This is a genomic window from Skermanella pratensis, from assembly GCF_008843145.1.
GTDB lineage: Bacteria > Pseudomonadota > Alphaproteobacteria > Azospirillales > Azospirillaceae > Skermanella > Skermanella pratensis.
This window is the reverse complement of the sequence record NZ_CP030265.1, coordinates 392,725-412,850: the sequence shown is the minus strand read 5'-3', so window position 1 is coordinate 412,850 and position 20,126 is coordinate 392,725. Positions and strand designations below refer to the sequence as shown.

General features: G+C 70.8%; 16 protein-coding genes and 1 riboswitch. Of the genes, 14 read left to right on the top strand and 2 right to left on the bottom strand.

Annotated elements, in window-relative coordinates; genetic code table 11:
• Positions 1-234 precede the first annotated feature (234 nt).
• Complete coding sequence (locus DPR14_RS01870) at positions 235-2,643, top strand: tetratricopeptide repeat protein (RefSeq protein ID WP_158043653.1); 2,409 nt, start codon at positions 235-237, stop codon at positions 2,641-2,643.
• 954 nt (positions 2,644-3,597) lie between these two features.
• Here the strand turns inward: DPR14_RS01870 and DPR14_RS01865 are convergent.
• Positions 3,598-4,383 carry a hypothetical protein gene (locus tag DPR14_RS01865; RefSeq protein ID WP_158043652.1) on the bottom strand — a complete coding sequence of 262 codons (786 nt, stop codon included), beginning with the start codon at positions 4,381-4,383 and terminating at the stop codon, positions 3,598-3,600.
• Between the two features lie 171 nt (positions 4,384-4,554).
• Between DPR14_RS01865 and DPR14_RS01860 the strand changes: the two genes are divergently transcribed.
• The 8 genes from DPR14_RS01860 to DPR14_RS01825 are packed head-to-tail and all read left to right on the top strand — an operon-like array spanning position 4,555 to position 12,027.
• Entirely contained in the window at positions 4,555-5,706 is a 1,152-nt protein-coding gene (locus tag DPR14_RS01860; protein WP_158043651.1) for an ABC transporter permease, read from the top strand.
• Between the two features lie 21 nt (positions 5,707-5,727).
• Positions 5,728-6,699, top strand: coding sequence for an ABC transporter permease (locus DPR14_RS01855; protein ID WP_158043650.1), 972 nt, complete (start codon positions 5,728-5,730; stop codon positions 6,697-6,699).
• Entirely contained in the window at positions 6,696-7,106 is a 411-nt protein-coding gene (gene cdd, locus DPR14_RS01850; RefSeq protein WP_158043649.1) for a cytidine deaminase, read from the top strand. Before DPR14_RS01855 ends, cdd begins: the two co-directional genes overlap by 4 nt.
• 17 nt (positions 7,107-7,123) lie before the next feature.
• Positions 7,124-7,951: a purine-nucleoside phosphorylase gene (locus DPR14_RS01845; protein WP_158043648.1), complete on the top strand. Its 828-nt coding sequence runs from the start codon at positions 7,124-7,126 to the stop codon at positions 7,949-7,951.
• A complete protein-coding gene (gene deoC, locus DPR14_RS01840; RefSeq protein WP_158043647.1) occupies positions 7,948-8,712 on the top strand; it encodes a deoxyribose-phosphate aldolase in 765 nt (254 codons plus the stop codon). Before DPR14_RS01845 ends, deoC begins: the two co-directional genes overlap by 4 nt.
• A gap of 16 nt (positions 8,713-8,728) precedes the next feature.
• On the top strand, positions 8,729-10,063 hold the full coding sequence (gene deoA / locus DPR14_RS01835) for a thymidine phosphorylase (RefSeq protein WP_246148723.1): 1,335 nt from the start codon (positions 8,729-8,731) through the stop codon (positions 10,061-10,063).
• Positions 10,064-10,066: 3 nt separating this feature from the next.
• Positions 10,067-10,987, top strand: a complete 921-nt coding sequence (locus DPR14_RS01830; RefSeq protein ID WP_158043646.1) for a DMT family transporter — start codon at positions 10,067-10,069, stop codon at positions 10,985-10,987.
• A complete protein-coding gene (locus DPR14_RS01825; RefSeq protein ID WP_158043645.1) occupies positions 10,984-12,027 on the top strand; it encodes an adenosine deaminase in 1,044 nt (347 codons plus the stop codon). Before DPR14_RS01830 ends, DPR14_RS01825 begins: the two co-directional genes overlap by 4 nt.
• Here DPR14_RS01825 and DPR14_RS01820 read toward each other — a convergent pair.
• Positions 11,960-14,143, bottom strand: a complete 2,184-nt coding sequence (locus tag DPR14_RS01820; protein WP_158043644.1) for a methyl-accepting chemotaxis protein — start codon at positions 14,141-14,143, stop codon at positions 11,960-11,962. The two genes, DPR14_RS01825 and DPR14_RS01820, sit on opposite strands and share 68 nt — an antisense overlap.
• A 154-nt stretch (positions 14,144-14,297) precedes the next feature.
• A riboswitch (TPP riboswitch) is annotated at positions 14,298-14,398 on the top strand.
• Between the two features lie 56 nt (positions 14,399-14,454).
• Here DPR14_RS01820 and DPR14_RS01815 point away from each other — a divergent pair.
• The 5 genes from DPR14_RS01815 to DPR14_RS01795 are packed head-to-tail and all read left to right on the top strand — an operon-like array spanning position 14,455 to position 20,105.
• The gene (locus DPR14_RS01815; RefSeq protein ID WP_158043643.1) at positions 14,455-15,579 is read left to right on the top strand and encodes an ABC transporter substrate-binding protein; all 1,125 of its coding nucleotides are present in this window, start codon (positions 14,455-14,457) and stop codon (positions 15,577-15,579) included.
• Positions 15,576-16,451 (top strand): branched-chain amino acid ABC transporter permease, encoded by an 876-nt coding sequence (locus DPR14_RS01810; RefSeq protein ID WP_158043642.1) that lies wholly within the window; start codon positions 15,576-15,578, stop codon positions 16,449-16,451. Before DPR14_RS01815 ends, DPR14_RS01810 begins: the two co-directional genes overlap by 4 nt.
• A complete protein-coding gene (locus DPR14_RS01805; RefSeq protein ID WP_246148720.1) occupies positions 16,444-18,213 on the top strand; it encodes a branched-chain amino acid ABC transporter ATP-binding protein/permease in 1,770 nt (589 codons plus the stop codon). Before DPR14_RS01810 ends, DPR14_RS01805 begins: the two co-directional genes overlap by 8 nt.
• Positions 18,210-18,950 carry an ABC transporter ATP-binding protein gene (locus DPR14_RS01800; protein ID WP_158043641.1) on the top strand — a complete coding sequence of 247 codons (741 nt, stop codon included), beginning with the start codon at positions 18,210-18,212 and terminating at the stop codon, positions 18,948-18,950. Before DPR14_RS01805 ends, DPR14_RS01800 begins: the two co-directional genes overlap by 4 nt.
• Before the next feature lie 36 nt (positions 18,951-18,986).
• Entirely contained in the window at positions 18,987-20,105 is a 1,119-nt protein-coding gene (locus tag DPR14_RS01795) for a hypothetical protein (protein ID WP_158043640.1), read from the top strand.
• Positions 20,106-20,126 lie beyond the last annotated feature (21 nt).

Sequence of the window (20,126 nt, the reverse complement as noted above, 5' to 3'; positions counted from 1 at the left end):
GCGCGAGCACTCCGTTTGTGCTAATCAACTGGGCAGCCATGGATGTTTCGCCTTAGACAAGTGGCATTCATGGTCAGGCCGGGCCTAGGAGTTCCCGCTCTTCGGCTCGGCCGCCACGTCCGGATGGTGTGGCGCGCGAATTCTGATCCGAGTTCGCGCGGATGTCAAACCATGCGCAGGTTTCGGAACGGTTCGGCGCAATAATGCTCCCGTTCGGGTTCCGTCGCTGCTATCATGCTCGCATCGGTTGATCTTGAAGGCTTGGGCGCCGTCGCGGCCGGGCGGTTCCGGGCGGGGCGGGCGATGGAATACGATATCTTCTTCAGCTACGCCCACGCCGACCGCGACGCGGCGCTGCCGGTCATCACGGCGCTGAAGGCCCGGAACCTCCGCGTCTTCCATGACGAGACGGAGATCACGGACGGCGACTCCATCGTGCGGCGGATCGTGGAGGGGCTTGGCCGCGCGCGGATGCTGGTGGCCTGGTACTCGGCCACGTACCCCACCCGTCGCGCCTGCCAGTGGGAGCTGACCTCCGCCCTGATCGCCGCCCGGCACGAGTTCCCCGACGGCAGGACGGTCGAGCGCCGCATCCTGGCGCTGAACCCGGAAACGGGCACCGGGCACCTCCATCCGGCCGACATCCTGGCGAAGAAATACGTCGATGCGCGCGGCATCCCGGCGGAGGAACTGGCCGCCCGGGCCGCCGCCCTGCTGGACGGGCTGACCGGCAGCTTCGGCGAGATCCGGACGCTGGGCGGCCCTCGCTGGCACGGCGGCAACCCGCGCGCCGGCTCCAGCCGGTTCGTCGGCCGTTTTCCCGACATGTGGCGGATCGACGAGCGCCTGTCGAAGAACCGGCTCGCGCTGATCGCCGGCGAAAGCGTCGGGCTGGTCCAGGTGCAGGGCATGGGCGGCATCGGCAAGACCCTGCTGGCGGAGGAATACGCCCGGCGCTTCTGCGCGGCCTATCCCGGCGGCATCTTCTGGCTCAACGCCGCCAGGGGGCAGGACCTGGGCACGCAGCGGCAGGGCTTTGCCGGGAACCTCGGCATCGCGGTCGCTGGCCTGGGACCGCACGAGGTCGAGGGCGCGCTGAAGGATAAGTTGGCCGACCTGGACGGCTACCTATGGATCGTGGACGACCTTCCGCCGGACGCCGGCCCGGCCGACCTGAACGCCTGGAGCGCGCCCACCGCCAACGGCGCCACCCTGGTCACCACCCGCGGCACCGGGCCGGGCGGAGCAGGCTTCGTCCACCGGCTGAGGCTGCTGTTGGACACCGAAGCCCATGAGCTTCTGACCAAGCGAAGGATTCCGGTCACCGACGCGGAAAAGGCGGCGGCGCGGGAAATCCTGGCGCTTCTCGGCAACCACGCCCTGGCGGTCGATGTGGCGGGTGCCGCCGTCGCGATGCTGGGCTACCAGGGTTTCCGCGACCGGCTGCGCGATCCCGCGAAGGACGCGACGGAACTGGCCGCGAAGCTGGCTGCCAAACTGGCCGGCGACCTGCCGACCGGCCATGCGCAGCAGATCGCGGCCACCCTGCTGGACAGCATCGACCGGCTGGACGCTGCTGGCCTTCGCTTCCTGCATCTTGCCGCCCTGCTGGCCCCTGCACCGATCCCCCTGTCCCTGGCGGCCGGTGTCTTCGCCCGGCTGCCCGGCGGCGACGACGGCTTGGCCGAGGCTGCCCTCGCCCTCAGTGAAGCCACTCGGGAAGCTCTGGCCGAACACATATCGGGCGACGGGGAGGATGCCGGCGATGCCGCGTCGGTCCACGTGCTGGTCAGCCGCACCGTGCGCTTCCACATGGGCGAGCCGCCGCCCGAGATGCGCGAGGCCGCCGTGGCGGCCTTGACCGAGGCGATGGAGAAGGCCGATGACATCCGCAACCATGCCACCCTGCTGCCCCTGGTCCCCCACGCCCGCACCTTAACCGAAGATCTGCCGGACGCCCCGGCAGCCTTGCTCTTGGGATGGCTTGGACGTTTCAATCATGAGCGGGGATCCTACGCCGACGCGGAGGCGGACTGGCGTCAAACCGTTGATGCAACGAAACGCCTGCAGGGCGATGAGCATCCCGACACCTTAACCAGCATGAACAATCTGGCCGCAACGCTCAGCGCACAGGGCGACCACGGCGGCGCCCAGGCGCTACTGGAGCAGGTGCTGGCGCTCTTCCGCCGGGGGCTGGGGGCCGAGCATCCCAATACCCTTACCAGCATGAACAATCTGGCCGAAACGCTCAGCGCATTGGGCGACCATGGCGGCGCCCGGGCGCTCCAGGAACAGGTGCTGGCGCTCCGCCGACGGGTGCTGGGCGACGAGCATCCCGGAACCTTGACCAGCGTGAACAATCTGGCCGCAACGCTCAGCGCACTGGGCGACCACGGCGGCGCCCGGGCGCTCCACGAGCAGGTGCTGGCGCTCCGCCGACGGGTGCTGGGCGACGAGCATCCCAATACCCTGGGCAGCATGAACAATCTGGCCGCAATGCTCCTGCATCTCGGTGATGCCCAGGGAGCGCGGGCGCTGGTGGCTGAGGCGTTGCCCGTCGCGCTGCGGAAGTACGGGCGCACGCCCGAGCTTTCGCAAGCCTTGATCGCCTTGGCCGAGTTACTCGGCGTGCCCGAGCCGTAGTCCGCCGCCCTGCGCTGATCTTCGACGGGAGCCGGCAAGCCCGCGCTCGGCATGATTGCTCCGGCCGATGTAAGGGGGTCGGCCACATTTTTCTCAACCTTAGGTTGGGTACAGCGAAGCGGCACCCGACGAAGCCGGAGCGTCGCTGTCGGCTGCCGCTTCGCTGTAGCCGACCTACGAGGTGCCATGCCTCTACTCGGCCGGTCCGTATCTGTTGAGCGCCGATCGCCCGACGGTCCGGTTCGCACCTTACCTGCCGGGGCATATCCAAGGAAATAATTCCTTCACCAGTTCCCGCTATGCTTCGGGGGGCGCCTCGCGCCGGATCTTTGCATCGTGAATATGGACCCCGACGCTGGCGGGACCGCGTCGGAAGCGCCTGTGGCTGGTCCGGCGAACCGGAAGCACGTGCCCCACCGTGTCGTTTGTTGACATTCGCGTACATTGCCCCGGCCCCAAAAGAAGTCTTGCCCGGACTTGATCCGGGCATCTTCGGTCACGGAGCTGCGGCGATGCCTGCAATACGATGGCCGGACTTGATCCACGGCTGTCCGGCACGGCTCTTGCCAATCAACCCAAAGGTGATACTTAAGGTATTTTATCTTCCTTTTTGTCGTCATGCCCGGACTTGATCCGGGCATCTCCGGCCACGGAGCCGTGGTGAGACCTGCGATACGATGGCAGGATCAAGTCCGGCCATGACGAAAAGGGAGTGTTGTTACCCGCGAAAAAACTCTTTCACTTGGCAATTACCTTGCCGGACGGTCGGGCCGCGCGTCCGCGAAACCGCACCGGCGGACCCGTCCGAATGTGCCCGGCCGCCGCCCCCACGGATGTAGACGAATCATGACATCCCCCTGGGGTAAAGCCCCGCTCCGCCAGTCCCCGCCATGTCGTTTCACCGCGTCGTTTGATGACATTCGCGTACATTCCCGGGGGGGAGGCTCGCGCCCCCTACCCCTCGCTCAGCCAGCGCTCCGCGGCGCGGGCGATGCGGTCGGGGTAGTCGGGGAGGTCGGGGCCGATCAGGGGGAGGTCCAGGTCGGCGACGATCCGGGCGACCGTCGCGGTGTCAAGGGGCAGGCCGGCGGCGCGGGCGCGGCGGGCGATGACCATTTCCTGGCCCCAGAAATAGACTTTCGTGGCGCCGGTGTTGGCGCGCATGCGGCGAACCTGCTCCACCCGGTCGTCGCCGTTGAGCGGCAGCCAGATGTCGGCCAGCAGGGTGTCGGCGGGCGCTTCGGGCGTCCAGGCCAGCGCGTCGGCGTTGACGACGGTGACCTTGGCGGCGGCGTCGGGCGGGAGCTGGGCGAAGACGCCGACCGCCTCGATCATGGCGATGACCTCCGGATCGAACTCGACCACGGTTACCGCCGCGACCTCCGGGCGGAGCGCGGCGTTGGCGGCGGCCCAGCCCATGCCGAGGCCCATCACCACCGTATGGCCGAATGCTGCGCGGCAGCCGAGTTCCTGGCTCTCGATCTCCATGGGGGTCATCGACATCCAGGTGCGCAGGCCCGCGGTCTCGCCGGTGCCCTCGGTGCGGGTCAGCACCGCCATGTCGGTCACGACCTGCACGCCGCTCCAGTAGCCGGGGCACAGGCTGAGCGGAGCGACGTCGAGCCGCCAGCGCTCGCCCCGGGCGGGGCGGTAGGCCGGGCGGAACAGGTCCGGGGCGTAGAGCGGCGCACCGCCCGGGCGGATGAGCCCTTCCGGAACATCCCGCGTGTCGACTGGCATGCTTTTCCCTTTCCCATGATGGCCGCACGGCGGAACCATACATAGGGGGCAACCCACAGGGGTATGACCGTTTCGGGACCGTTCCATTTCCGTCCGCCCATCCCGCTTGCCTCGCCCCGTCGAACCGGGCAAGTTCGGGAGCACGGGGAACGTTCGGGGCAGGCGCTCGGCATGGCATCGGGAACGACGGCGAAGGGCATCGGCAAAGGGTTCGGGCAGCCCGGGGAGGTGCCAGCATGGGTCAACAACGCCCTGCTGCCGGTGCTCAACCTCGTGGCGGCGCTGGTGGTCTCCAGCCTCGTGATCCTGGCGATCGGCGAGAACCCGCTGGCCGCGATGGAAGTGCTGCTCTACGGCTCGTTCGGCTATCCGGAGGCGATCGGCTTCACGCTGTACTACGCCACCAACTTCATCTTCACCGGGCTGGCGGTGTCGGTCGCCTTCCATTGCGGGCTGTTCAACATCGGCGGCGAGGGGCAGGCCTATATCGGCGGGCTCGCGATCGGGCTGGTCGGGCTGACGCTCGGCGGGATGCCGTGGCCGGTGGTGGCGGTGGTGGCGATCGTGGCGGGTGCCTTGGGCGGTGCCGCCTGGGCCTATGTCCCGGCCTATCTCCAGGCGAAGCGAGGCAGCCACATCGTCATCACGACGATCATGTTCAACTTCATCGCCGCCTCGATCATGACCTACCTGCTGGTGGACGTGCTGATCGCCCCCGGCCAGCAATCGCCGGAAAGCCGGCAGTTCGACCAGTCAACCTGGCTGCCCTTCATGCACCAGGCGCTGGCCTGGGTCGGCATCGACATTCCCAACTCGCCGCTGAACCTGTCGTTCGTCTGGGCGCTGGCCTGCTGCGCGCTGGTCTGGGTCTTCGTCTGGCACACCCGCTGGGGCTACGAGATCCGCACCGTCGGCCAGAACGAGCGGGCGGCGGTCTATGCCGGCATCTCGCCGTCCCGCAACATCATCCTGGCCATGGCAATCTCCGGCGCGCTGGCCGCCTTCGTCGGACTGAACGAGGTGCTGGGCGTGCATCACCGGCTGATCCTGGGCTTCACCGGCGGGGTCGGGTTCGTCGGCATCGCGGTGGCCCTGATGGGGCGCAACCACCCGATCGGGATCGTGCTGGCGGCGCTGCTGTTCGGCGCGCTGTACCAGGGCGGGTCGGAGCTGGCGTTCGAGTTCCCCAACATCAACCGGGAGATGGTGGTGGTGATCCAGGGGCTGGTGATCCTGTTCGCCGGCGCGCTGGAGAACCTGTTCAAGGCGCGGATCGAGGCGCTGTTCCGGCGCACCGCGCGCCAGCCGGCGGCTGCGGGCTGAGGGAGGAAGGGACGGTCTGCCATGGATTACCTCACCCTCCTCTCGGTGCTGGACGGCACGGTCCGGACCGCGGCGCCGCTGGTGCTGGCCGCCCTGGCCGGCCTGTTCGCCGAACGCTCCGGCGTGGTCGATATCGGGCTGGAAGGCAAGATGCTGGCGGGGGCCTTCGCCGCGGCGGCCGCCGCCTCGGTCACCGGGAGCCCGTGGCTGGGGCTGCTGGCCGCGATCGGTGCCGGCATCCTGCTGTCCATGGTCCACGCCTATGCCACGGTCACGCACCATGGCAACCAGGTGGTCAGCGGCATGGCGATCAACATCCTGGTGGCGGGGCTGACCCCCACCCTCGCCTTCGCGTGGTTCCAGCAGGGCGGCCAGACGCCGATCCTCCAGGCGGGCGAGCGGTTCGAGTCCCTCGCCCTGCCCCTGGCCGACATGCTGGGCGGCGCCGTCCCGGTGCTGGGTCCGCTCTACCGCGAGGTGATCAGCGGGCATAACATATTGGTGTATGCGGCGGCGCTGGCGGTGCCGGCCGCGGCCTGGGTGGTCTACCGCTCCCGCTTCGGGCTGCGCTTGAGGGCGGTCGGCGAGAACCCCAGCGCGGTGGACACCGCCGGGATCTCCGTGGCGAAGCTGCGCTATCAGGCGCTGGTGATCTGCGGCGCGCTGACCGGGGCGGCGGGCGCCTATCTCTCGACCGCGCAGGGGGCCGGTTTCGTGCGAGACATGACCGCGGGGATGGGCTATCTGGCGCTGGCGGCGCTGATCTTCGGCAAGTGGCGGCCGGCCCCGACGCTGTTCGCCTGCCTGCTGTTCGCGCTGGCCGACGCGGTCCAGATCCGTCTCCAGGGCGTCGCCATCCCTGGAATCGGGATCATCCCGGTGCAGTTCATCCAGATGCTGCCCTATGTGCTGACCGTGCTGCTGCTGGCGGGATTCGTCGGCAAGGCCGTGGCTCCCAAGGCCAGCGGCATACCTTATGTGAAGGAACGATGAGCAGTCTCGACACCATGATCCCGCTGGCGCGCGAGGCGATGCGGCGGGCCTACGCGCCCTATTCGAAGTTCCCGGTCGGCGCCTGCCTGCGCACCGACGGCGGCCGATTCTACGCCGCCGCCAACGTGGAGAACGCGGCCTATCCCCAGGGCCAGTGCGCCGAGGCCGGCGCCATCGGCATGATGGTCGCGGGCGGCGACCGCCGGATCGTCGAGGTGGTGGTGATGGGCGGCACGCCTGGCGACGGAATGCTGTGCACCCCGTGCGGCGGCTGCCGCCAGCGTCTGCGGGAGTTCTGCGCGCTGGACGTGCAGATCCATGTCTGCGGGCCGGAAGGGCTGCGCCGGACGGTGACGCTGGAGGAACTGCTGCCGCTGTCCTTCGGCCCCGAGAACCTGAGCTTCTGATGAACGCGGAGAGAGACATGGACAGAGCCGCTTCCCCGGAGGACGCCGCAAGGGTCATCGCGGAGCGGGCGCCGGGGTTCGCGCCCCGGGTCGGCATCGTGCTCGGTTCCGGCCTGGGCGGGCTGGCGGACCGGATCGGGGATGCGGTCGCGATCTCCTACGCCGACCTGCCCGGCTTCCCGCGCCCCGGCGTCCACGGCCATGCCGGTCGGCTGGTCCTGGGCACCCTGGGCGGGCAGCGGGTGGCCTGCATGCAGGGGCGGGTCCACCTGTACGAGGGCGCGGGGCCGGCTGCGATCCGGCTGCCCATCCGGGCGCTGAAGCTGGCCGGCTGCGAGACGCTGTTCCTGACCTGCGCCGCCGGGTCGCTGCGGACCGAGGTCGGCCCCGGCCGGCTGATGGCGATCACCGACCACATCAACATGCAGGGCACCAACCCGCTGGTCGGCCCCAACGACGACGCTTTCGGCCCCCGGTTTCCCGGGCTGAAGGACGCCTGGGACCCCGATCTGACCGGGCATCTGGCGGCGACCGCCGTCGGGTTAGGGATCGACCTCGCCCGGGGGATCTACGCCGCTTGGCTCGGCCCCTGCTTCGAGACGCCGGCGGAGGTCCGGATGCTGAAGGCGCTGGGCGCCGACGCGGTCGGCATGTCCACCGTGCCGGAATGCATCGTCGCCCGCCACTGCGGGTTGACCGTCGTGGGCTGCGCGGTCATCACCAACCTGGGCGTCGGCCTGGGCGACGGGGAGGTCAGCCACGACCAGACCCTGCGCTCGGCGGCGGCGGCGGCGGCGGACCTGGAACGGCTGGTGGTGGGATTCCTGGAAGGATTGGACCGGTGACGACATTGGATGCGGCGGCACGGGCACTGCCCCTGCTGGACCTGACCAGCCTGAACGACGACGACACCGACGAGCGAATCGCCGCGCTGTGCGATCGGACGGTGACCCCGGCCGGCAACGTCGCCGCTGTCTGCATCTATCCGCGGTTCATTCCGGTGGCGAAACGACTTCTGGAGAACCGGGGAGTCGCCATCGCCACGGTGGTCAATTTCCCGGGCGGTGGCGCGCCCGCCGCCGAGGTCGCCGAGGACACCCGCGCCGCGATCGCGGCGGGAGCGGACGAGATCGACGTGGTGCTGCCCTGGCGCGCCTTCATGGCCGGGGAGCGGACGGTTCCCCACGACGTGCTGCGCGCCTGCCGGGACGCCTGCGGCGACGGGATCCTCATGAAGGTGATCCTGGAGACCGGCGGACTGGCCGACGCCGGCCTGATCGAGCGGGCGGGCCGCGACGCGGTGGCGGCCGGGGCCGACTTCCTGAAGACCTCCACCGGCAAGCTCCAGCCGGCGGCGACCCTGGAAGCGGCGGCGATCCTGCTGGATGTTATCCGCGACTGCGGGCGCCCGGTCGGCTTCAAGGCGGCGGGCGGCATCCGGGACACGGCGGGGGCCGCCTCGTACCTGAATCTGGCGGATGCCGTGATGGGGCCGGGCTGGGCAACGCCGGCCACTTTCCGCTTCGGCGCCAGCGGGCTGCTGGACGCGCTGCTGGCGGACCTGGGCCACGGCGGGACCGGGCAGAAATCCTCCAGCGGTTATTAGGAATACGGAACGATCCATGCTCCCCCCCATCCTTCCCCAGGAAATCATCCGCAAGAAGCGGGACGGCGGCACCCTTTCCGACGCCGAGATCAAGAGCTTCATCGAGGGCGTCACCGCCGGGTCGGTGACCGAGGGGCAGATCGCCGCCTTCTGCATGGCCGTTTTCTTCCGCAGAATGGGGCTGGAGGAGCGGGTGGCCCTGACCCGCGCGATGACCCGTTCCGGCACCGTACTGGACTGGAAGCCGCTTGGCCTGCCCGGCCCGGTGCTGGACAAGCACTCGACCGGCGGGGTCGGCGACAAGGTCAGCCTGATCCTGGCCCCCGTGGTCGCCGCCTGCGGCGGCTTCGTGCCGATGATCTCGGGCCGCGGCCTCGGCCATACCGGCGGCACCCTGGACAAGCTGGACAGCATCCCCGGCTACGCCTCCCTGCCCGACCGGCCGACGCTGGAGCGGGTGGTCCGCAACGTGGGCTGCGCCATCATCGGGGCCACCGACGCCTTCGCGCCGGCGGACAAGCGCGTCTATGCCGTCCGCGACATCACCGCCACGGTCGAGTCGCTGGACCTGATCACCGCCTCGATCCTGTCGAAGAAGCTGGCGGCGGGGCTGGACGCGCTGGTGATGGACGTGAAGTTCGGCTCCGGCGCCTTCATGGCGGAGTTCGGCGACGCGCTGGCCCTGGCCGACAGCATCGCCACGGTCGCGACCGGCGCGGGCATGCCGACGGTGGCGCTTCTGACCGACATGAACCAGGTACTGGGCCGCACCGCCGGCAACGCGCTGGAGGTGCGCGAGTCGATCGACCTGCTGACGGGAGCGGGCCATGACGGGCGGCTGTACGAGGTGACCGCCGGCCTGAGCGCCGAACTGCTGGTGCTGGGCGGACTGGCGCGCGACGCGGAGGCCGGCCGCGTGATGGTGGACGAAGCGATCTCCACCGGCCGGGCGGCCGAGCGGTTCGCCGCCATGGTCGCGGAACTGGGCGGCCCGGCCGACCTGCTGGAGAACCCCGACACCCACCTGGCGGAAGCGCCTTTCCAGCGGGAGATCCGCATCCGCGACGAGGGCTTCGTCACCGCGGTCGACACGCGGGCGCTGGGCGTCGCGGTGGTGGCGCTGGGCGGCGGCCGGACCCGCGTCCAGGACCCGATCGACCCGGCGGTCGGGCTGGCCGAAGTCGCCGGCCCGGGTACGCCGACCGGCCCGCACGCCGCGCCGCTGGCGATCGTCCATGCCCGGACCGAGGAGGCCGCCGAAGCCGCGGCCGACGCGGTCCGCGGCGCCTTCACCGTGGGACAGTCCGCGCCGTCGGCAGGCCCGCCGATCGCCCGCCGGCTGGCGCGCTAGCCAGTGCCCCGGGAAACGGGAAGCGCCCAGGGGGAGATCCTGCGCGGGATCTGCCTGCTGACCCTGGCCCTGGTGGCCTTCGCCGTGATGGACGTGCTGATAAAATGGCTGTCGTCCAGCTACGGCACGTTCCAGATCGTGTTCTTCCGCTCGGTGTTCGGCCTGGTGCCGCTTTGCGTGCTGGTGGCGACGTCGGGCGGCATCGGGCTGCTGCGGACGTCCCGGCCGGGCGGGCACGTGCTGCGGTCGCTGGTCGGCGCCAGCGCGCTGGTCTGCTTCTTCTACGCCTTCAAACACATGCCGCTGGCCGACGTCTACGCGATCCATTTCGCGGGGCCGCTGTTCCTGACGGCGCTGTCCGGCCCGATGCTGGGCGAACATGTCGGCTGGCGCCGCTGGAGCGCGGTCGGGGTCGGCTTCATCGGCGTCGTCGTGATGCTCCGGCCCGGCAGCGGCATGTTCACCCCGGTGGCGCTGGTGCCGCTGCTGGGGGCCGTGTTCTACGCCTTCGCCATGATCTTCGTGCGGAAGCTGAGCCGGACCGAGACCAACGCGGCGATCGTCTGCTACTTCACGCTGACCGGCGTCGCGGTCGGGGCGATCGGCATGGCCGCGGACTGGCGGACGCCCGACCTGCCCGGGTTCGGCCTGCTGGCCGCCGTCGGCATCCTGGGCGGCGTCGCGCAGATCATGATGACCCAGGCCTTCCGCTCGACCCCCGCCGCCGTGCTGGCGCCGTTCGAGTACACGGCGATGATCTGGGCGGTCCTGTTCGGCTATCTGGTGTTCGCCGACGTGCCGACCTCGGCGGTGATCACCGGCGCCCTGATCGTCTCGGCCAGCGGGCTCTATATCCTTCACCGGGAAACCCGCCGGCCGCCCCGGCCGGTCACCGAACTGACCACGAAAGCCATGGTGCCATGAACGCGCGGGGCATTCCCAAGGCCGAGCTTCACGTCCACCTGGAAGGGACCGCCACGCCGGATCTGGTCCGGGCGCTGGCGCAGCGCAACGGAATGACGCTGCCGCCCGGCCTCTTCACGGAGGCGGGCCACTTCGCCTGGACCGGCTTCCTGCATTTCCTGAAGGCCTACGACGACGCCGCGTCCGCGATCCGCACCGGGCGGGACTATCGCGACGTGACCTACGATTACCTGCGCCGCTGCGCCGCAGAGGGCGCCGTCTATGTGGAGGTGATGTCGTCGCCCGACCATGCCGCGATGGCCGGCCTGTCGTTCCAGGACCACCTGGACGGCATCGTGCAGGGGTTCGAGGATGCCCGCGCCGATTTCGGCATCGAGGCCCGGCTGATCGTCGCCTGCGTGCGCCATTTCGGCGTCGAGCGCGGGCTGGAGGTCGCCAGGGCCTGCGCCCGGCACCGGCACCCGCTGCTGACCGGATTCGGCATGGGCGGCGACGAGAACCACCTGTCCGCCGCCGACTTCGCCCCGGTCTTCGCCATCGCCCGGCACGACGCCGGCCTGGGCTGCACGGTCCATGCCGGCGAGTCCGCCGGGCCGGAGAGCGTGCGGGACGCCCTGGACAACCTGCCGGTCAGCCGCATCGGCCACGGCGTCCGCGCGATCGAGGATGCCGACCTGGTCCGCCGGATCGCCGGGGAGGGCATCGTGCTGGAGGTCTGCCCGACCAGCAACATCCGCACCGCGGTGTATGGCTCCTACGCCGACCATCCGCTGGACCGGCTGCGCGCGGCCGGCTGCGCGGTCACTCTCAACAGCGACGACCCGCCCTATTTCGCGACGACCCTGGGCGGCGAATACGAGGTCGCGGCGGAGGCGTTCGGCTGGCGGGAGGACGATTTGCGGCAGGCGACGGTAACGGCGCTGGAAGCGGCCTTCGTGGACGACGGCACGCGCGGCCGGCTGGTCGGGCGGGTCACGTCGGCCGGCAGCCCAGGCGGAGCGCTCCCCAGTGGCGGCCATGGACCAGGATCGGGGCGCTGACGTCCTTCAGCAGCAGGAACCTGCCGCCGCCCATGTCGCGGCGGTAGGTCTGGACCAGGGCCGGGGCCCGGCTGCGCGCGGCGGCGATGCCGGTGAAATCGTCGAACAGGCGCCGGTTGCGGCAGTTGGCCGCGTTCCAGGCCGGCTCGCCCGGTCGCTGGGGCTGCGAGTATTTGCGGTTGTGGGTCGGCAAATAGCCGTTGCGATCCACCACGACGCAGAAATCGATCCGGGCCTCCTTCTGCAGCACCTCCTCCTGGATCGGCGGCAGCAGGCGGTCGCACAGGTCCGTGTAGGCGGTCAGGTATTGCTGGGGATCGGTCCCGGGAATCGGCTGGTAGGCGGTCGAGAACATCGCCGCGGCGCCGATGCCGCCCTCGTCGATGGTGTCGTCGAACAGGCCGGAGATCTGGCGCGCCGCCGCCTGCACGGTCTGGATCAGCGCCTCGTCGCCCCGGTGCCAGCGGTCCAGCGCTTCGGTCAGCGCGGCCCGGACGGCAGGCCCGAGATCCCCGAAATGGACATGGAGCACCTCCCCCTCCACGCTCGAGACCCGGGCCGTGACGTCGCCGATGCCCGGCAGGTCGAAGGAAACGGGGGCGTTCTGCCCGGCGGTCCCGGCGGCCAAGCGGATCTGGGCGCCGCCGCTGGAGATATTCTCGACGCAGGCCGGCACCGCCCGCCCGTCCACCCTGCATTCGGTCTTGATGTCCACGGTGACGCGCATCGCCCGCCGGCGCTCGGCGAAGCGGGAGTTGCGCAGGCTGGAGATCACCCGCTTCTCGATGTTGACGACCTGCTCGACCAGCTCGGTCGTGTTTTTGCGGAGCTGGGTCGATACCGTGGTGGTCAGTCCCGCCTGGGTGGCGACGCTGCCGATCCGCTCATGGACCCGGCGCACGCTGTCGGCCGTCTGGGTCACCGTCTGGGCGATGTCCTGGGTGACCGCGTCCTGCTCGACCACGGCGGAGGCGATGGCGGTGATGGTGTCGTTGACCAGCTCGACCCGGCCGGCCACGTCCGCGATCGCGCTGACCGTGTCGCCGATGGCCTTTTGCATCGACTGGATCTCGGCGCGGATGTTGCCGGTGGCGTCGTTGGTCTGGTCGGCCAGCAGCTTGACCTCGTTCGCCACGACCGAGAAGCCGCGCCCGGCCTCGCCGGCGCGCGCCGCCTCGATGCTGGCGTTCAGCGCCAGAAGGCGGGTTTCCTTGGCGATCTTCTCGATCAGCGAGGCGATCGCGCCGATCCTGTCGGACACGTCGGTCAGGTTGTTGGCGATGTCGCGGGCGGCCTGGGACCGGGTGGTGGCGTCCTGGGCGGCCCCGGTCGAGCGGTCCACCTGGCGCGAGATCTCGGCGATGGAAGCGGAAAGCTCCTGGGTGGCGGCGGCGATGGTCTGGGCGTTGACGTCGGCCTCGTGGGACGCCTCGGCGACGTGGTTGCCGTCCTCGCTGACCATGCGGGCGGCGCCCAGCACCTCGGTCGAGGCCGTCTCCATCGCCTCCGCCTTGCGGCGGACCAGCTGGACCGCGTCGTCCAGCTCCTGCTCGAAGGTGTCGGCGAGGTCGAGCAGCTCGTCCGTCACGTGCTGCTCGGTCGTGGTGTGGGTATAGACGGAGAGCGCCAGCTCCGCCTCCATCAGGAGGGTGCGGATCAGCGTCGCCGCCTGGTCGGCCGCGGCGTGCCGGCTCCAGCGGTTGCGCTCGATCACCGAGCGGACCAGCCGCTCCATGATGAAGGAATAGGCCGAGAGGTAGAAACGCGGCTTCAGCCCGACCCGGTGGTGGGCCGACCCGATCCGCTGCACCCGCTCCACGTACCGGGCGTCGATGCCGTCGGTGAACAGCTTGTGCCAGTGGTCCCGCTGGGCGCAGATCAGGCGGGCGACCATGCCCTCCGCGGCGATCAGCTCCGCCGTTTCGGGAAAGCGCTTCAGGAAGCCGTAGAAGTCGGTGAGAATGCCGTCCAGGTCGGTGTTGACATGGGGGCCGAGCTGCCGGAGGGAGCGCTGCGTCGCGCCGTCGATCCGCCAGAGCGCCAGCTCGACCGATGTGCCGGGGGACGGGGTCGCGTCAGGCTGAGCCCGCGCGTCGGACAGCTCGCGAGTGGTCATTGGTCATCCCCCCAGTTGCAATCGCGGACAATCGGGCGCCTGGGTTGCAGCGGCAATGATCCACATCAAAAGTATTAGACGGAACGTTTTCAGGCTCTCCTTCGGATAGGGGGTCCGAACCTTGACGGGGCCGTGCCGGACTGTCACTGTCGGGGCATCAAGGCTGGGGTGCCGGGCCGATCAGCCCGTGCTGAGATCATACCCATAGAACCTGATCTGGATCATGCCAGCGAAGGGAGCCCGTGGGACCGACCAGGCAAAAGTCGCAGCACTCACAGGTTTCCGCTTCGCACGGAGGAAGGAAACCGACGATGCCCGCCCGGAAGGCCATACTGTTCGCCGCCGCGTTCGCCGCCCTGTCGTCCGCCGCCGGCCCGGCCGCCGCGGCCGACCTGGACATCCCGGTGCTGGTGCCGGTCACCGGATTCCTGGCGCTCGAAGGGACCAGCCAGCGGAACGGCGCCGTCCTTGCGATCCGCCAAGCCCCAGAAGGGCTCACGGTGCGGTCGGAGGTGATCGACACCGGCACCTCCCCCGAAGGCGCGGTGACCGCGCTGGAACGGGCGTCCGGGCGCGGCACGCCGACGGCGATCGCCGCCAGCATGCTGGGCACCCAGATGCTCGCCATGCTGCCGCTGGCCGACGAGTACGGCATTCCCCTGGTCACGGTGTCGGGCACGGCGTCGATCACCGAGCGCGGCAATCCCTGGGTCTTCCGCTTCTTCCCAGGCGATGGCGTCACCAAGACCGCCCATGCCCGCTACGTGGCGGAGGAGCTTGGCAAGCGCCGGCCGGCTGTGATCTACCAGACCACCGCCTATGGCCAGAGCGGCCAGGCGCACCTGCGCGACGCCTTCGCCAAGCTGGGCGTCGAGCCGGTGTTCGAGGAAGGCGTCGATCCCGGCATCCGCGACATGCTGCCGGTGCTGACCAAGGCCATGGCGGCCAACCCCGACGTGCTGGTCCTGCACCTGCATTCCGGCCCGACGGCGCTGTTCGTGCGGCAGGCGGCGGCCATGAACCCCGGCGTGCCGATCGTCGCCGGCTCGGCCATGCACCAGCCTTCGACCGCGGCGCTGCTGGAGCCGGCCGAGCTGAAGGGCGTCTGCGCCGAGACCTCGGCCTCGCCGGTGTCGGGCGGCTCGCCGGAGATGGAACGCTTCACCGCCGACTACCGCGCCGCCTTCGGCACCGAGCCCGACGCCTTCGCGCTCGGCCAGTACGACGGCATCCGCATGGTGCTGGACGCGGCGGCCGATGGGGCGGACACGCCGGAGGCCGTGCGGAACGCGCTGGCCAAGGGGATATACCGGGGCCTCGCCATGACCTACCGCTCCGACGGCAGGGGCAACATGGCCCATTCCGCCGTCATCGTCTGCTACGACGGATCGTCGCGCGTTCCGGCGGTGGTCAAGCGCTACGACGTGGCGCCGTGACGGGTGTCGCGCAGCTCCTGGTCAACGGGGTGGCGCTGGGCGCCTCCTACGCGCTGGTCGCCCTGGGCTTCGTGCTGGTGCTGAACGCGACCTCGGCCGTCAACTTCGCCCAGGGCGACCTGGTCATGGCCGGCGGATTCCTGGCGGTGGCCCTGGCGGGGTCGATCCCCCTTCCCGGCATCCTGCTGCTGCCGCTGGTGGCGGCGCTGATGGCGGCGCTGGGGCTGCTGGTGTCGCTGCTGGCCTACCTGCCCCTGCGGCACCGCCCGCCGGTCAGCGTCTTCATCAGCACCATCGCGGTCGGCATCATCCTGCAGAACGGCGCCACCCTGCTGTTCGGGCCGGAACCGAAGGCGGCGCCGCCGCTGTTCGGCGGCGGAACGCTTGATATCGCCGGAGTCCTGGTTCCCGAGCAGTCGCTCGCGGTCGTGGCGGTGGCCGGGCTGCTGATCCTGGGGCAACACTGGCTGTTCGCCCGCACCCAGCTGGGCCGGCGCCTGCGGGCGACCGCCCAGGACCCGGAGATGGCGCGGGCCTGCGGCATCCCGGTGACGGCGATGGTCGCCGCGACCTTCGCGCTGGGCGCCGCCCTGGCGGGTGCCGCCGGGCTGCTGCTGTCCAACCAGTTCTTCGTGACGCCGACCTCGGGCAGCGGGCTGATCCTGAAGGCCTACATCGCCGTGACCATCGGCGGCTGGGGATCGGTCGCGGGCGCCGTCGCCGGCGCGCTGCTGATCGCCGCGTTCGAGGTGGTGGTGTCCGCCACCCTGTCCTATTCGGCGGCGACGGCGGCGCTGTACCTGGCGCTGCTGGCGATCCTGGCGGTGCGTCCCCAGGGCCTGTTCGGCGAGGCGGCCCGCAGCCGTGCCTGAACCCCGGCTCCCGAGGATTACCGGACGCGGCATTCCGGGCCGAGGGGCCACGCCCCTGCTGGCGGCGGCCGGCATGGCCCTGGCGGCCTATGCGCTGCTGTTCGCCGACCCCTACGGCCTGCGGGTGCTGACCGTGGCCGGGGTCTACGCGCTGGCCGTGATCGGCTACCAGATCATTTTCGGCAATGCCGGCGCGCTGTCGCTGGCGCAGGGCACATTTTATGGAATCGGGGCTTATATCACCGGCATCCTGGGCAGCCGGTATGGCCTCGGCTTCGAGGCGACCTTCCCGCTCTCGGTCCTGGCGCCGGCCTTGCTGGCCCTGGCGGTCGCGGCCCCGGTGCTCCGGCTGGAAAGCCATTACTTCGCCTTGGCGACGCTCGGCATCGGGCAGGTGGTGCTGCTCGCCGCGGTCGAGTGGCAGGGCTTGACCGGCGGCTCCAACGGGATCGCCGGAGTGCCGGGCGTCGAGCTGTTCGGCTGGCGTCCGGGGCGCGGCTTGGCGCTTGCGCTGTTCGTCTGGACCCTGGTGGCGCTGGGCGCCCTGGCGGCGTGGCGGATCGGGCGGGGCCTGCGCGGGCTGGCCTTCCCCCTGATGCGCGACACGCCGGCGGCGGCGCGCACGCTGGGCATCGATATCGACCGGCTGCGGCTGGAATGCTTCATCCTCGGCGCCGCCTACGCGGGCGCCGCCGGCGCGCTCGCCGCCCATATCCAGCGGGTGGTGTCGCCCGAGGTGCTGGAGTTCCCGGTCATGGTCACGATCCTGACCATGGCGGTGATCGGCGGGCTGGGACGCGTCGCGGGCGCGCTGGCCGGCGCCGTCCTGCTGACCCAGCTGCCGGAATGGTTCCGCGGGCTGGAGGGCGGCTACCTGCTGCTGTACGGCGCGGCTCTGCTGGCGACGGTGGTGACGGCGCCGTGGGGACTGGTCGGCCTGGCGGAACGGCTGCGCGCGCGCTGGCTGCCGGAACCGCCCCGCCCGCTGCCGGCCCCGCTGGCACCCGAACCCCGGCCGGCGGCCCCTTTCCGCGGGCCGGTGCTGTATGTCGAGGGGTTCTCCAAGTCCTTCGGAGGCGTCCGGGCGGTCCGGGACGTCGGCCTGGCGATCGATGCCGGCGAGATCCTGGGGGTGATCGGCCCCAACGGCTCGGGCAAGACGACGCTGATCAACCTGGTGACCGGCCTGGAAAAGCCGGACGGCGGCAGGCTGTACGTGCGGGGCGTGGAACTGACCGGACGGGCGCCGCACGGGATCGCGCGAGCCGGGATCGCGCGGACCTTCCAGACCGCCAGCCTGCCGCCCGGGGTGGAAGCGTTGGCGGCCGTGGCGGCGGCCCGGATCACCCTCGACGGCGATGTCCGGACGGCGGAAGCCCACGCGATGCATTTCCTCCGCCAGACCGGCGCCGCCGACCTCGCCCGCACGCCCTGCGCGACGTTGCCGCCGGGGCTGCGGCGGCGGGTGGAGCTGGCCCGGGCGCTGGCCCGGCAGCCCGCCGTCATGCTGCTGGACGAGCCGGCCGCCGGCCTGACCGAGACCGAGCAGGCCGAGCTTGCCGGGATTCTCCGCGCGGCGGCGGACGACGGCGCCGCCGTGCTGATCGTGGAACACAACATGCCCTTCCTGCTGCCGCTCGCGGACCGGATCACCTGCCTGGACGAGGGCAGCGTCATCGCCGAAGGGACGCCCGACGCGATCCGGCGCGACCGCCGGGTGCTCGCGGCGTATCTCGGGTCGCCCGGGCCGGAGGCACCATGACGTCCCGGCCGCTCCTCGCCCTCGACGGCCTGTCGGTTTCCCATGGCGGCGCCCCGGTGGTCGACGGCGTCTCGCTGGAGGTAAGGCCCGGCGAGGTGCTGGCCCTGCTGGGGGCCAACGGCGCCGGCAAGTCCAGCCTGCTGAAGGCGGTGATCGGCCTGGTGCCTGCGGCGGCGGGACGGGTGCTGCTCGACGGGTCCGACATCACCCGACTGGCGCCCGAGCGGCGCGCCCGTCTCGGCATCGGCTACGTGCCGGAAGGCCGCAGGGTCTTTCCCGGCATGAGCGTGCGCGACAACCTGGAAGTGGCGAGCTTCGCGCCGGCCGCGGCGCGCATGGCTCTGCTGGACCGCGTCTTCGCCCTGTTTCCCCAGCTCCGGGCCAAGTCGGGCGAGCGGGCCTGGCAGCTGTCCGGCGGGCAGCAGCAGATGCTGGCGATCGGCCGCGCGCTGATGGGGGAGCCGCGCCTGCTCCTGCTGGACGAGCCGTCCCTCGGGCTGTCGCCCCTGCTGACGGCGCAGGTGATGGCGACGGTGCGCGAGATCGCCGCAGGAGGCACGGCGGTCCTGCTGGCGGAGCAGGCGGCGGCCCGCGCGCTGGAGGCGGCCGACCTCGGCGCCTGGCTTCGGCTGGGCAGGCTGGCCGAAACCGGGAGCGCCGCGGACCTGCGGCGGCGGCTGGACGCAGATCCGGACTTTATGGGCAATCCCCTTGCGACGGGCCGGCCGGCCCTATAGCCTGCCGCCAACTCCTAGCGCAGCCGGATATTGAACGTGCAGTCTCATCTTCTCGCTCTCGCGCTCGGCGCCGCCATCGGCCTGTCGAGCGGCCTACCCTCCGCGGCACTGGCCCAGGCGCCGGGCGGCGCCCAATCGACCCCGGGCGGCGCCCAATCGACCCCGGGCGGCGCCCAGCTGACCGGAGCGCCGATCGGCGACTGGCGCGGCGGCCCCGTGGCCGATCCGAACGGCAAGTTCGTCTATTGCGTCGCGGAAAACCGCTTCGACAACAAGCTGGCCCTGGTGTTCGCCCGCAATCCCAGCGGGGAGACCAACATCCTGATCGGCATCCCCGGCGCCGGCATGACCCAGGGGACCAAGTTCCCCATGAGCGTCCGGGTCGACGAGACGGTCAAGCGGAACTTCACCGCCGTCGCGATGGAGCCGGACCTGCTGGTGGTCCCCACCGGCAAGGACGACGAACTCTACGAGGGCATGCGCAAGGGAAGCCGCCTGATCATGCAGGGGCCGACCGACACGGCGATCTTCCAGCTCCGCGGCACGGCCAAGGCGCTGGGCGACCTGCGCAGCTGCGTCCAGCAGGCAGTCACGGGGGGAGGGCCGAAGCCGGGCGCCCCGGGCGGCGCCCAGCCGGTCGCGGTCATCCTGCCGGAAGGGCTGCGGGCGCTGCTCGACGCCGCCGGCCTGCGCCAGGCGGTGCCGCTGTCGCTGGCGAACGTCCCGGAGGACCGCCGCCCGGCCGATTTCGCGTGGCGGCTGGGACCGGTTTTCGGCGGCGTGCGCGGTCACCGGGCTCCGCCGGACGCGGATTTCGCGACGCTCACGACCAATTACCTGGACGCCCTGAAGCAGCGCTGCGGCGGCGAGTTCAACGCCACCCCGGCGGCAGTGGAGACCCTGCCGCGGGTGACCCTGCGGACCGCCATGGTCTCCTGCACCCCGCCCGAGGGCAAGATCAACGTCGCGATCCTGTTCTTCAAAAGCCAGGACAACGTCTTCAACGTCTTCTTCCACGAGGCATCCGACGCCGACGTCGAGCTGGCCAAGAAGGCGCGCGAAGGGCTGACCCAGGTCGTCCGCAAGCTCGGGTCGGAACAGCCGCCCCAGGCCGGCCAGCCGGCGCCGCCGGCATCGCCGCCGGCGCAGAACTGACCGCGCGCGGACCCGCTGAAC